General features: G+C 42.7%; 15 protein-coding genes and 1 pseudogene. 4 read left to right on the forward strand and 12 right to left on the reverse strand.

The window, feature by feature from the left end; all coding sequences use genetic code 11:
- Positions 1–50: 50 nt before the first annotated feature.
- The 3 genes from AB4323_RS22945 to AB4323_RS22955 form a co-directional block, all read right to left on the reverse strand.
- Complete coding sequence (locus AB4323_RS22945; RefSeq protein WP_065583845.1) at positions 51–653, reverse strand: DUF922 domain-containing protein; 603 nt, start codon at positions 651–653, stop codon at positions 51–53.
- A 506-nt stretch (positions 654–1159) separates the two neighbouring features.
- The gene (locus tag AB4323_RS22950) at positions 1160–2164 is read right to left on the reverse strand and encodes a metal-dependent hydrolase (RefSeq protein WP_102429252.1); all 1005 of its coding nucleotides are present in this window, start codon (positions 2162–2164) and stop codon (positions 1160–1162) included.
- A gap of 226 nt (positions 2165–2390) precedes the next feature.
- Entirely contained in the window at positions 2391–3200 is an 810-nt protein-coding gene (locus AB4323_RS22955; protein WP_054542162.1) for a sulfite exporter TauE/SafE family protein, read from the reverse strand.
- Positions 3201–3543: 343 nt separating this feature from the next.
- Here AB4323_RS22955 and AB4323_RS22960 point away from each other — a divergent pair, with 343 nt between their 5' ends.
- Positions 3544–4521, forward strand: coding sequence for a DUF1852 domain-containing protein (locus AB4323_RS22960; RefSeq protein ID WP_017064213.1), 978 nt, complete (start codon positions 3544–3546; stop codon positions 4519–4521).
- A gap of 45 nt (positions 4522–4566) precedes the next feature.
- Positions 4567–5595, forward strand: coding sequence for a methionine synthase (locus tag AB4323_RS22965; RefSeq protein ID WP_017062410.1), 1029 nt, complete (start codon positions 4567–4569; stop codon positions 5593–5595).
- 211 nt (positions 5596–5806) lie between these two features.
- Here the strand turns inward: AB4323_RS22965 and AB4323_RS22970 are convergent, their stop codons facing one another.
- The 9 genes and pseudogenes from AB4323_RS22970 to AB4323_RS23010 all read right to left on the reverse strand — a co-directional run.
- On the reverse strand, positions 5807–6208 hold the full coding sequence (locus AB4323_RS22970) for a hypothetical protein (RefSeq protein WP_017070653.1): 402 nt from the start codon (positions 6206–6208) through the stop codon (positions 5807–5809).
- Positions 6201–6650 carry a GNAT family N-acetyltransferase gene (locus AB4323_RS22975; protein WP_372153435.1) on the reverse strand — a complete coding sequence of 150 codons (450 nt, stop codon included), beginning with the start codon at positions 6648–6650 and terminating at the stop codon, positions 6201–6203. The genes AB4323_RS22970 and AB4323_RS22975 overlap by 8 nt, the downstream gene beginning before the upstream one ends.
- 69 nt (positions 6651–6719) lie before the next feature.
- On the reverse strand, positions 6720–7220 hold the full coding sequence (locus AB4323_RS22980; RefSeq protein ID WP_017064207.1) for a hypothetical protein: 501 nt from the start codon (positions 7218–7220) through the stop codon (positions 6720–6722).
- A gap of 61 nt (positions 7221–7281) precedes the next feature.
- A complete protein-coding gene (locus tag AB4323_RS22985) occupies positions 7282–7722 on the reverse strand; it encodes a hypothetical protein (RefSeq protein WP_017062406.1) in 441 nt (146 codons plus the stop codon).
- Between the two features lie 199 nt (positions 7723–7921).
- Complete coding sequence (locus AB4323_RS22990; protein WP_372153437.1) at positions 7922–8422, reverse strand: opioid growth factor receptor-related protein; 501 nt, start codon at positions 8420–8422, stop codon at positions 7922–7924.
- A 525-nt stretch (positions 8423–8947) separates the two neighbouring features.
- The gene (locus tag AB4323_RS22995; RefSeq protein ID WP_017063648.1) at positions 8948–9421 is read right to left on the reverse strand and encodes a response regulator; all 474 of its coding nucleotides are present in this window, start codon (positions 9419–9421) and stop codon (positions 8948–8950) included.
- A complete protein-coding gene (locus AB4323_RS23000) occupies positions 9408–10763 on the reverse strand; it encodes an ATP-binding protein (protein ID WP_017069973.1) in 1356 nt (451 codons plus the stop codon). Before AB4323_RS23000 ends, AB4323_RS22995 begins: the two co-directional genes overlap by 14 nt.
- Before the next feature lie 6 nt (positions 10764–10769).
- Complete coding sequence (locus AB4323_RS23005) at positions 10770–12188, reverse strand: DASS family sodium-coupled anion symporter (RefSeq protein ID WP_004733551.1); 1419 nt, start codon at positions 12186–12188, stop codon at positions 10770–10772.
- Positions 12189–12425: 237 nt separating this feature from the next.
- Positions 12426–12641: pseudogene (locus AB4323_RS23010) on the reverse strand (hypothetical protein); the annotation flags it as partial.
- A gap of 96 nt (positions 12642–12737) precedes the next feature.
- Between AB4323_RS23010 and AB4323_RS23015 the strand changes: the two are divergent.
- Positions 12738–13001, forward strand: coding sequence for a hypothetical protein (locus tag AB4323_RS23015; RefSeq protein ID WP_372153439.1), 264 nt, complete (start codon positions 12738–12740; stop codon positions 12999–13001).
- A gap of 437 nt (positions 13002–13438) precedes the next feature.
- Positions 13439–13857, forward strand: a 419-nt coding sequence (locus tag AB4323_RS23020; RefSeq protein WP_372153441.1) for a hypothetical protein, incomplete at its 3' end; no start/stop codon positions are given.

A 13857-nucleotide genomic window follows, 5' to 3' on the forward strand; every position in this document is an offset into this window, starting at 1 on the left:
ACCTTAATCCTTATTTGTTGTTGGCTGCGCAACACCTTAATCCTTATTTGTTATATGCGTGGTGACATTGGCGCGAAAGGTATTTCGCATATTTTCAAGTAAGGCCCCTCACCAAAAGGAGACTCTGCTAATTCAATTTCTCCATGCGACGTATAAACGTCAAACAGAGCATTACTTTCCACCAAATCACCTTCAAGCTCAATGACTCTATCATTTGCGCTACTACACCCTCCACGCTGCCCTCGTTTGAAGGCTAAATACATTTCGTGCATCGACTTAACTGCAAGCGCACAATGAATCTGTTCGTGACGATAGAGCTTCTCAAGATATGGACGAAACTCCTCAGCTGACTCATCTGAAGTCTTAGGCATTTCGAACTTCGGAAGTGTATAGGTAACTTCAAGCTCAAATTCATGAATTTCGCAAGAATCATCATCCGTATGGAAGTCGTATTTCCACGCGGTGTAACCGTCAAAGCCTTCATTTACGAGAAACTCAGGTCTAGCGTTAAATGAACGCTCAATTTCTTCAACACTATTCCCGCTAATCTCATACACTTCAAACTTTTTCTTGAAGGGAAAGTCTAGCTTGACGTCAGCATTAGCCTGACTAAACGCCATTAAGCAATATATTGAAAGTACTACTTTTTTCATCATCATCCTTGAAGCATATAACATTTTAATATCGTGCAGGCACGAATTCACACTTTCAGCATATCCGAAATTAATTGCTTAACCAACTGAAAAATAAGCACATAATACAGTATAAATCCGATTTTCAGGTGCAAACCGTGCAAACACACATAGCTTCCTATTCAAGGCACGTTATCACTGAAGAACTTCCATTTAGTTACCGACTATTCAATAGCTTAGAAACACTTAAACAACGTATTCGTGCGTAGCTGTGATTGAAGATCAGTCTCTAGTGGTCTAGTGGTCTAGTGGGTTAGAAATTTGGGGACAAAGTTAGAACTCTAGGCATGAGGAAAAGTAAGGCAAGTTCCTGAGTTTGAAACAGAGTTCACCCCCTCTCTGGCTCACTTTGGGGCATAAATGAGCTATAGCTTCCCCTAAATTAACAATTCAGAGATAACTAAACGTATGGAAAGTCGCTTAACGTAGCATCCAGTATTGACGGTGCAGATCAGTTTAAAACTAGCTCATTTATCGCCAGTGAGCATACCGAAGAAGATCTGTCTCGACTCTGGCGTGTTGTCTCTATGAGTTTCGTATTTTACATGCGCGTTTGCATCAACTGCTTTTGATAGCTTGATGCTCCATAGTGCTTTCATTTGATTTGGTACAATTGAATATCGGACATCGATAATACGCAGCTCGTCTGTTGGGTCCTGAGCGATATAACCATTTGAAAACCAGCGGAAACGTTCTATGTCTTTGGCTTGTTGAGAGTCCGGGTCAAGCCAAGGTAAATCCCTGCTAACATTCAGCTTCGCAATCGACTCTCCGGGATACGTGCTTACCGATGTGCCAACCCGCACTGCGTCTACATGGTAATGAGCCTCTGTTTCGTACACCACTTTCCAAACCAAGATATTCGCAAAGCTTGGTTTTGCCTCTAATCGAATCGGTGTGTGTTGCCTTTCTTGCGCTAATTGCCACCCAATCGCCTCTGCCCTGTCTCGCTGAATCATCCCTAATGTTGGATAAATTAGCGCCCAAGTAAACGCAACACGCGCTAGCCAAGGCGCTCGTTTTAACGTCGCAAACACAAGCAACACTAGAATGGGAAGCGTATAAACAGGATCGATGATTGATATGGTATTCCAAGAAAAACGCGCGTTGGTGAAAGGCCAAAGTAACTGCGTGCCATAGGTGGTACAAGCGTCTAACAGTGCATGAGTACCATAGCCCAGAGCACAAAACAGCCAACTTTGTTTGAAAGAAAGCCCACGTTTTTTTGCAATCAGGTGATGCAGAACCAAAGCGCAGATCAAACTGCCAATGGGAATAAAGAAGAGTGAATGGGTAAATTGTCGATGAAATTCCAAAGCCAACAAAGGGTCACTTTGAGACTTAATCAGTGCATCCAAATCTGGTGCTAACCCGGAGAGCAGCCCTAATACCCCAGCAACAACCAAATGTTGTTTTTTGCTGGCCGATTGTGACAAAGAAGCGCCTAACACGCCCTGCGTTAAAGGATCCATAAATCACTCATTGATAGCATTCCGTTGAATCAAACAAAATACATTTAGCTATAGCGGTGAACTGTTCATAACTAAACGGTTTTATCAATATACTCATGTATATAGCTGTATAAGCATAGACCGATAAACAAAAAAAGAGCAGTTATGAAACTGCCCTTTTCTAATTATTGGTGGTTGATCAATTTATTCGTTTTTGTTCTATATATTCACACTGAACGATCTTTAATTAACGCGCCACCATGCTTGCCGCGATAACCACTAGCAGTACTGAGAAGATTTTCTTAATCGTTGGAACCGGTAAATGATTGGTGGCTTTTGCGCCTAAAGGAGCCGTAAACCAAGACGTGCACACAATACCCAGCAGCGCAGGCAGATAAACAAAGCCAGCAAAGCCGTCTGATAGAGCAAAGTGGCTGCTGCCTGAGCTGATGTAACCTATCGAGCCAAACAACGCGATCACAATGCCACAAGCTGAGGCACAACCTATGGCCTTTTTCATATCGACAGAGAAGAACGTTAATAGCGGAACCAGCAATGCACCGCCACCAATGCCTATCATGGCAGACAAGCCACCCGTAATGGTTGTCAGCACCGTTAGCACGCCCTTGTTTGGCAGTTTTCGTTCCTTAGGGGCATCATTTTTACTGCTTAAGAACATCTTGATCGCAATAAGAACCACACTTACAGCGAACACAATACGAACGACTTTTTCCGGCAACAGAGCCGCCATAAAGCCACTAACCAGTGCACCCAGAGCAACACCGAGCATGATCCAAGGCGCCAGATCCCAAGGCACGTTGCCATTCTTGTGGTGAGCAAGTGCAGAAGAAGTTGAGGTGAACAGTATCGATGCCAACGAAGTGGCGATGGCCGCAACAACCACTTGATCCGCAGGTAGAATCTCTAAGTGAAGTAAAATGCTGCTTAGCACCGGAACAATGATCAGCCCTCCGCCAATCCCCAAAAGCCCGGCAAGAAAACCAACACCACTGCCTAATAATGCACAGTATAAAATCAACAACAGCAATTCACTCATTTCATCCATCTCTTAATTAAATTAATCGTCTTAAATAACACACTATTAATGTGGTTATATTTCCATCAAGCTAATTAATATAACTGACACCGACTAAAATATTCAAACAGAATAGATCATGAATATTCCTCATGTTGAATGTGAAGTAATACCATTGTTAATGGTCAACCTATCAACGTATAAAAACCTTAAGCGATTAACTTTATACGACATTAATTCTACTAAGCATTAATTTCAGACAGCATAGCCTTCGATTCTTAATCCGGTCACAAGCAAAAAATAAAAGCCGTTTTAATACTAAAGACCGAGAGAATCAGAAAAAAAATTGGGATACCAAATCAGCATGAATAAAGAATTTAATTTTACGATTAAGAGCATTAGCCTCGACGAAAACTACCAGCCTGCAGACAGCACGCGTATCACTACCAACTTTGCTAACCTGGCTCGCGGTGACAGCCGTCAAGCGAACTTACGCAATGCACTACAAATGATCGATAACAGTTTCAACGCGTTAGCGCACTGGGATAACCCTAAGGGCGACCGCTACTCTGTTGAGCTTGAAATCATTTCTGTTGATATGGATATTGAAAGCAACGGCGAAGCATTCCCTTCAATTGAAGTGCTGAAAACCAATATTGTAGACCGTAAAACTAACGAGCGTATTGAAGGCATTATCGGAAATAACTTCTCTTCTTATGTTCGAGATTATGACTTTAGCGTACGTCTATTGGATCATAATAAAGGCCAAGATAAATTCAGCATTCCAGAAGATTTTGGTGACTTACACGGTAAGCTTTTTAAATATTTCGTTAACTCTGACGCTTACAAAAAGAACTTTAATAAACGACCTGTTATTTGCTTAAGCGTGTCAGATAATAAAACCTATTACCGCACTGAAAACCAACACCCAGTATTAGGTTTTGAATACCAACCGAATGAGTCTTCTTTAACTGAACAATATTTCAAAAAGATGGGCTTACAGGTTCGTTATTTCATGCCGCCTAACAGTGTTGCACCTTTGGCCTTCTATTTCTTTGGTGATCTGCTGAACGATTACTCTAACCTAGAGCTTATCAGCACCATCAGTACCATGGGTACGTTCCAGAAAATCTACCGACCTGAGATTTACAACGCGAACGCGGTTGCGGGTAACTGTTACCAACCAAACTTGAAAAACTTGGATCACTCGCTGACTCAAATCGTGTACGACCGTGAAGAACGAAGCCAGCTAGCTGTTGAACAAGGTAAATTCGCAGAAGAGAAGTTCATTAAGCCATACCAATCAGTTCTAGAGAACTGGTCGGCAAATTACGCACTTTAATCGTCTATTGCGCTCTCAAACCACCCAAGGATAGGCAATATTATTATGAAAACACTATTACCGACTTCAACAGCGGGCAGCTTGCCGAAACCGTCTTGGCTTGCACAACCAGAGACGCTTTGGTCGCCATGGAAACTTCAAGGCGATGAACTCACAGACGGCAAACAAGATGCGCTGCGTGTCTCTCTGCACGAGCAACAGCAAGCAGGCATTGATATTGTGAGTGACGGCGAACAAACACGTCAACACTTTGTAACGACCTTCATTGAACACCTGAATGGCGTTGATTTTGAAAAGCGTGAAACCGTTAAAATCCGCGACCGTTACGATGCGAGTGTACCGACGGTTGTAGGCCCAGTTTCTCGTCAGAAATCTGTGTTTGTTGAAGATGCGAAGTTCTTACGTCAGCAAACCGACCAACCGATCAAATGGGCTCTGCCGGGGCCTATGACCATGATTGATACACTTTACGATGCGCATTACCAAAGCCGTGAAAAACTGGCGTGGGAATTTGCAAAGATCCTCAACGAAGAAGCCAAAGAACTTGAAGCGGCAGGCGTGGATATTATTCAGTTCGATGAACCTGCGTTTAACGTGTTTTTTGATGAAGTGAACAATTGGGGCATCGCTTGTTTGGAAAGAGCCATTGAAGGGCTTAAGTGCGAAACAGCAGTCCATATTTGTTATGGCTACGGCATTAAAGCAAATACGGATTGGAAAAAGACATTAGGCACCGAGTGGCGCCAATACGAAGAAGTCTTCCCTAAGCTGCAGCAATCGAATATCGACATTATCTCTTTAGAGTGTCACAACTCTCATGTACCTCTTGAGCTGCTTGAGCTCGTACGAGGCAAGAAAGTAATGGTCGGTGCGATTGATGTTGCAACCGATTCGATTGAAACACCGGAAGAAGTGGCTAGCACTCTACGTGAAACACTTAAGTACGTTGATGCCGACAAGCTCTACCCTTGCACCAACTGCGGCATGGCTCCCCTACCTCGCGAGATAGCCTCAGCGAAGCTTAATGCGCTCAGTGCTGGCGCAGAGATCGTTCGTAAAGAGCTTTCAGCGTAACGCTTTCCTAAAGAACAAAAACTATGCCTTTAAGCCTAAGTATCATATTGATGCTTAGGCTTTTTGTTATGTGAGTTAATGAGCTTTACGCGCTGCTTACCAGGTTTTATCTAGGTCTTGAGCATATAAAGAGATCGCTCGTTGGTACTCTTTAATCGCATCGCTATTCGTCGTGGAAACTAAAAGCTCAAGTAACAGCGATGTCGCTTCTTTATGGCGACCTAGTTCGACACGCTAACATACGGCTCCATTCTTCTTTGCTCATTGCGCCTTTAGAAAGGTAAATATTGTGTTTCTGCATTGCACCTTTCGTGTATGAAAGCTTGATGAATGAGCCAATTTCAAACGGAAGAAAGCTACGCTGTAAAGTCACATCACAAGCAACGCCATTTAAACGTACATGACCGTTCGTGATTTCAAACGAGCTATCGCGAAGCTTCCACCACAACATTAGAATTTTTATTAATGGAGGAACACAAATTATCAGCCCTATGGTTAGCAGCGATGAACGATCACCATCTAATATCCAATAGGCAAGACCTAATGCAATAACAATAAACAGCAACTCTGAAAATAAGTACTTAACAAAATTTAGTTGGATACGGTTATCCATGACACCCTCTCAATGATGACCCTAAAGGCAGCTCCATTTCAACGAGCCCTTTCACTTCAGACAACTGAGTAAAACCTTTTGATTGATAAAGCTTAATGGCGGGGTTCTCACTGAACACGCGCAACACTAACTGAGCCGATGCTTGATTGTTCGCATGTTCAATAGCCAAATCGAGACACTTAGAGCCAAAACCTTGACCTTGACAGTCAGCTAATATCTGCAAGTCCCTAAGAAACGTTGTACCACTAGCGTAACTGAAGCGAACAATACCAATACGGCGATCCCCCACATAAATATCATAGTTATCCAGCTCATCCCAGCTGCGTAAAAACTGGCTATGACCCCAAGCGATTCCACGAGCTTGATAGTAACTCGCCATATTCGTTTTGGTGATCGATTCAGCGAACTTAGGCTCTGAACCTTTGACCAACCTTACTTCCATATTGTGTCCTTTGTTTTCAAATCACATCTGAATACGGCATAGCAAAATGCCGTATATGTTGAATCATTTTTAGGTACATACTGGTTTCACTTCCTTCCATTGTGTATCCCATTCTTCGCCTAACAAATTAGAAAGTTTTTCACAGTCGTATAGATAGCGAAGACTATCTTTACAGTACGCAGTAAGTATTTCAGTTAACTGACCAGACGCTTTTTCGTTGTCTTTGAGTTTTCCGTACATCATCAAACCAGTCCTAAAGGTGTCTTGATCGAGGTCAGACGCTTGCTTCGATAACATCCCAAAGGAAATAGCGTTAATAGACAGGGCTAATGCAATCGCATCGCCTTCATCTCCCTCTAATTCACAAGCACTATAACGAGCTAACAAGTTCGATGTTTTAATTAATGGGGCAAGGTCTTTTGTATTTGCATATTTATAGGTTTCAAAACCTTGCCGCACCGCAGCTTTATGACTGTCTTCAATGCTCACAACATAGTCTGTCAAAACATGTAAGCTCGCATATGCACCTAGCCCGAAAGCCACAATGAACACGGCGATTAATCTGATCACTTATCTCTCCTAAAAGAACCTTGTGCTGGTTAATTTTAAACGGCGTCTTGTAGTAACAACCCTACTTGCCATCGACCTTTTCTAGAAACCAACTTCCTTGGCACGGCCCATTGGTTAAGTGCCATCGGCCGTCAAATCTACTGCCACTGCCACGTGCGGAAAAACGATAATCCCATTGGCGATGTTTAGCATATAAACGTAAGTCGCCGTTTTCCGTCACCCAACCCTCTAACGGTGTTCCATTGTAGGTAAGCCTTAGAGTAGCCTTACCCTCACGAATAGTTCCGGTGATGGTTGTGCGTTCACACATATTATTGCCAGTGGTGTTAATACGGCGGCCTAGCCACTCACCGTCGAAATCGATAGAAGGAACAAATTGGGGACTATCCGGAAGTTTAGGAAACGACTCGGAATTACTGGACCCGAACCACTGAAGCTCACGACCAACAAGGAAGAAGACAACAAAGCCGATTGATATCGCTATCACAAATCCCTTTTTCATTAGCCTCTTCCTAATCCGCTGACCTTAAGAAAAGAACCCTAACATAATGAAAAGTAATAACTTACCATCAGTTTAATTAACTTTGATATATTCCACAAATTGCATTCAAATGTTGAATATAGAGAAAGCGGCATCGTACAAAATACCGCGCATTGAGAATCAATTATGAGCAGTGCCGGAAGCTCTGCACAGAAAAACCCTAACCTTCCAAGGCATTGCGCCAATACTGAACGGTTTTCTCCGACACCGAGCCAGTCTCGGTCGCCGCTGATACTATGAAGTCACATAACCGAGCCGCAACCTCTTCATTACCCAACAAGTACAAACTGCGAATGGCTCGCGTTAACCTTAGCTGGTTATGGTCATGATTCTTTACCCATACGTGATTAGCCGGGCTAAGTGGTAACGATGAAGATATTTCACTCCCGTTTCGCTGCATACCCCAAAACTCAAGCATCAGGTCAAGCACTTGTAGATGAGCTGTGCGGAGCGCTTCTGAATTAGCAAAAAGCACCTTATCTTCTTGAGTAACCAACGGGGCATGTTGATTAAACTTAGTCCCCTCATCTATTGGGAAGAACACTTGAATGTACTTATGGTCATGCTCCAACCAAAAATGATTGTAAGCCAATAACTGTTCTATATTTCGACCAAATTTATCCGGCGCTTCACCAGATATAAAGCGAGCAATCTCACTCATTTTAAAATCCTACTGACTATAAACCCCCACTTGTGGGCGAATGCATTATTACGCAGTAAGCCGTCAAAAGCCTAGTCCTTTACGTTGTAAGTACCGATTTGGCTTAGAACTCCACGTCCCACGCGTTAGGAATCACTTTTGAATAATTTCGACTTACTTTTCTAACAAACGACACGGGAACTCTGCGACACATTTTAGCTCTGCTGTATGTTCAGGGAATCGTTCGTGAAGAAAACACAATGCATCCGCTGGCGTTACCTGGAGGCAGGAACGGCACTAATGTGGTGTATAAAGACTATGCATTAACTTCAATTTTGGTTGGCGTAGCGCATGAGTTTTAGACTTAAGCCAGCAACCAGTGTGTTAATAACTGAGTACCAAAACCTGAACGACTAAAAGAGGTAGGTAAAATAAGCAGCGAAAGATTACATCTTTCAAAGAAAAACCCTTCAGAAAGCGTCCTTCGGTGCATAGAATTTCAAGCGACTTACACTAGTGAATAATGTAAGTCGCTAACATAAGAGGCTAACGCAAGCGTCTGAACACAACCTGCTGGTCGAGCTCATTCTGATAGTCCGTGTAATCAAGCCCTTGATCAAATATGTACTCAGTGACAAGAGTACGAATGCACTCAACCAATGTGCTTGCTTGCCAAGGCTTTTCAAAGTAACGGTCGATGCCTGCTGCATTAATCGCATTGATGGTATCAGTATGAGTGGCCTGCCCCGTAAGAAGAATTTTCTTGGTATTCGGAAAGCGACTGTCATGGAACACTTCAGTGAGTAACTCCACACCCGTTTTCCCTGGCATCACATGATCAGACACGATGACGGTAATGTGTTCGCCTTCTGCGTCAAGTTCATCAATGAGATCAAGCACTTCTTGCGCTGATTCACAATCTTCAATATTCAGCCAACTCGCCAGCGGCTCTAAATCTTGTATCACTGCGCTCAGTACTTCTCTCTGGTCATCGACACAGATTAAATTAAGCTTCTCCATGTTCACCCTCTATTGGTAACTTGATTCTAAATACCGTTTTAGAAGCATCACTTTTCACAATAATACTTCCGCCATAACCTGCCACAATCCGCTTAACTACTGATAAACCCAAGCCCAATCCAAACGATAAACCACCTTTTTTAGTGGTGAAGTTGGGCTGAAATACCTTTCTACGAGTCGCCTCGTCTATCTCAGGGCCGTTATTCGCGATCGTAACTAATATCCTTTTCTTACTTAATCTGGTTTGAATCTCTATTGCGGCATCGTCTGAATTCGACATTGCATCACAAGCATTCTTTACAATGTTGACCCAAATCTGAACGAGCTCTGTTTTCGAGCCTTTAAAAGACGGTAAATCCGCAGGGCTCAATCGCACAGACACTCTACGTAACTCACTTTGTAGCAACGATAAGGCATGGTTAATGGAGTCGTTAATATCAACCGCTTCTTCGGTGTCGATATCAACTCTGCCAAGTTGTTTAACCGATTTTACGATGCCGACGGTGTGTCTAGATGCCAAACGCAAATCATGTAAATCACAGCCCATCTGCCAAAAACGAATCGCTTCTTCTGGTTTTTTCAGCCAATGCTTTGAAATAACGTCTGTTGCAGATAAAGCATCAATTGGAATCGCCTTTGCAAGAGAGCGAGCAATGTTTTTGTCTAAACCATATTTTCTTTCAAATTGTCGCCCACGTGTTCGTGCTTCTGACGACGACGTTTTCTGACCATGCATTAACCCAAAATCGAAAAATTGACTGGCTTCTGGATGCACTTCTTCAAGCAGATCCATGATGACCGTTTCAAGTCGACCAGATTTACTATTTACGACACCAATAGCGTTGTTAAGCTCATGAGCAATCCCTGCAGCCAATTGACCCAAGGTCGTCATTTGCTCAGCAGTATGTAACTTCTCTAGCGCTTTTTGTTTCGCTATCGCTTCTTGTGTTGCGCGGCGTTGACGACGCGACAACTCATTGACAATTACAGGTGTGAACTGTGCGGTAAGAGGACCAAATTTACGTTCATCTTCTGCAGGCGTGTCTTTATCGATCCACGCTAACTCAACATCGGTTTTAGCAACAACCGTTGAAGATGCTGTCCAATTACCTGAAAAGAAGCTATGAACGCCTATAAAAGCCCCACTACCCGCGCTAAATACTCGCACTTGCGGTGTATTCGCATCGGTATAAAACCCTTCCAGTTCTCCACTAAACACATAATATAAACGAGTGTTTAACGCTGATTGTTCAATAATGGTGTTACCGGCACAGCACGTCACCCGACGTTCTGTTTGGTTAAAATAGCGCTCGATCAGTGCTTCTAGCTTTTGTTGATACACGTATCGTTATCCTATGTGACCAATTGAATGTAGCACCCACACCATAACAAAACTCAGTAGCACACCAACCACACCCAAAATAATACCGATTCTGGCCATTTGATTACTTTGCACATGACCCGTGGCATGAGCCAACGCATTCGGTGGCGTACTGATTGGCAGCGACATACCTAATGAAGCGGCAAAAGTCACAACCAGAATTAACGTTAACTCACCGCCGAGTGGCGTGAGTGAAGCCATAGACGAACCTAATGCAGCCATAATTGGCATTAACAAGTTAGCCGTTGCGGTATGAGACATAAAGTTTGCCATTACCAAACACAAGAACGCCGCTCCGAACAACACCACATATGGTGAGTAAGCATCAAACGGAATGCTGTGTACCACGAGCCTTGCTAAGCCAGTTTTATCGAGAGCTAAACCAAGCGCAATACCACCTGATACAAGCCACAGTACGTCCCAAGAAATCTTTTTAAGGTCTTCTTTATTGATGATCCCTGTGAGTGAGAACACAGCGACAGGAATCAGAGCGACGGTATAAGAGTTCATGCCATGGCTTGAGCCCATTAACCAAAGAATGATGGTCAGCGCAAAAGTGACGTATACCGCAATGGCTTTGGGCGTTTTAAGGAATTTGCCTTTGATGCTTAGCTCGATTTTCTTTTGGTCAGCTTTGTACATAAAGCCTATTAAAAACCACGCTAACGCCATCATAATAACGACAAACGGCACACCAAATGCCATCCATTCACCGAACGTAATGAGGTTATCACCAACTAAATATTTAAGTGCGATAGCGTTCGGCGGGGTACCGATCGGGGTACCAATGCCGCCGATGTTAGCGGCAACAGGGATACAAAGCGCAAACGCTATACGACCGGGGTCTTTCGGGCCAAACACAGCCAGTACCGGCGTTAAAATAGATAGCATCATTGCCGTTGTTGCCGTGTTAGACATAAACATCGAAAAGATACCAGTGATCAGCATTAAGCCGAGCATCACAAACTTTGGGTCTTGTCCAAATGGCTTCAATAATACACGGGCTAAGTTTACGTCTAATCGATACTTAGTGGCGGCCATCGCTAAGAAAAAACCACCTAAAAACAGCATGATGATTGGGCTGGCGAATGTCGCCATGATGTCGCTGTATTTTAACAACTCACCAAAATGTTCCTGCCCATGCTCAAACCTTAAAAAGATCAGCCCTTTATCTGACAACATCAACAATTGCAGAACGATAATAACAACAGACGTCGCGTAGATCGGGATGGGCTCGAACACCCAGCACAATGCCGCTAATAAAAAGATCGCGATAACGCGTTGTTGAATAATCGTAAGGCCTTCAAATGGAAACGCTGATAGCGGCATTACGAGGATAATGAAAGGAATTAAAATAGGGATAATGTATTTAATATAGGGGCGCATAGCACAAAAACTCTTCCTGAGATAACAACTACTTAGAAATTAGATTTAAAGTTCTAATTTAGTCCGACAACGAATTATCGACCTCTTATCACTATCTCACTATCGGCTAGATCAATGATTCCGTAATCGCGATATCCCCTTTTTCGATTCTGTGCGCTACCTCTACGTTTGTATGTGATTTACTGTTGCAATTAAATTCCGAGAAACAAAAGGCAAGCGTTCGCCTTTGCGTGGGAGATCCGTAAACTTCGGCGCTTGCACCGTTGCAGAGCACTCGCCTAAAACTTCAATCTCAGTTTGGTCTATCAACTCACTCGTTTTAAGCCACACATTGTCTGATTTAGCGAAATAAGCATTCAGGTGATTTGCAGCCAAATAGGCTTTTAAAGAATGAGGTTGATGGATGCTGGCACTACTATAAAGTGCCTTTTCCAGTAATTGGCCGCTTGTCATGTTTCCTCCGTGAAACTGACGTTTGGTGAGGAAATCAAGACTGCTCAACATCGAACGTCCAAGTACACATCATATGCTTGTCGTAATGCACGGAAAATGCCATGTATTACGATTCAATCTAGAGCACTTTGTCTTGGTAGCTTATTTGCTCAGGTTGTTCGGAAATACGTTCGTTTTCACTTCCGTGGCAAACTCACTTGCTGCGTCAAAGATAGTTTGGCTGCAATTTTTGTCGAAACAGGTGAACAAGATTATTTTGGAGAGATACAAATCTCTCGCGGCGACGAAAAATGTCACATGCCAATATACAAAACAGAATCTGGCATAACGGTGAACCAAGATGCACGAGCGCTGAAATAAAAATGACTGATATCATTAACTTTATCACTCAATTTTGTTCACCTGCGGAATCAGTGAGTTGTACAGCTAACGCCGAACATAAGTTGCACCACAGCTAACTCACCAAGTACACCAAGCACCGAACTTTATACCAAAACTGCGGAGTAAGACGTGTCAGCTTGATGTTTTGTTATAACTTTTGTACATCACAGATATAAAAATTCAGATGCTACTAAATTTAAGGTTTATGCTACTTTGCAAGCAAATAACTTGAGACCTTAGTTTGAAGCTCGTACGGGCTAATATTTAGTGGGTACATCTCTATGATAAAAGGAGTTCCGCGTAATGCCTTTAGGATTAAAGCATAAATTTTTGTAACCCCATGGTAGTTTTTAATATAATCATTAGTGTTATGAACATAGACTTTTAAAGGAACCTTAGATGACGGAGCACAGGTTATGGTTGTTATATCCTCCCACTTAATATTAGCTACAGCATGTGAAGGCGTATTAAATAAAATGCCTTTTTCGCTTATTTCCAGAACATTACCCTTAAATTTAAGTTTCATACAATTGATGCCAACCATTGTTGAAAAACTAATATTTGCTAATATTGAAACTGGTAAAACCTCATTCAAAATTCCATACCCAGAACGTATTGACCATAATATGTATACAACATCAAAAATAACTAGCAATCCAATATGGCAAAAAATTAAGTTAAGTATTTTTCTCTTATTAAAACCAATTTCCAAAAAGTTTCTCCTTTCAAGTTATAACGCCGCCTTAAGCTGTGAGTGGGTATGTGCCAAAATGGAGCGAAGCGGAATCGGCACGCGTACACGAATCAGTCTTGAAGGCTTTGTTGAACGAAGCCG

Source organism: Vibrio sp. 10N.261.52.C11, from assembly GCF_041471405.1.
Taxonomy (GTDB): domain Bacteria; phylum Pseudomonadota; class Gammaproteobacteria; order Enterobacterales; family Vibrionaceae; genus Vibrio; species Vibrio crassostreae_C.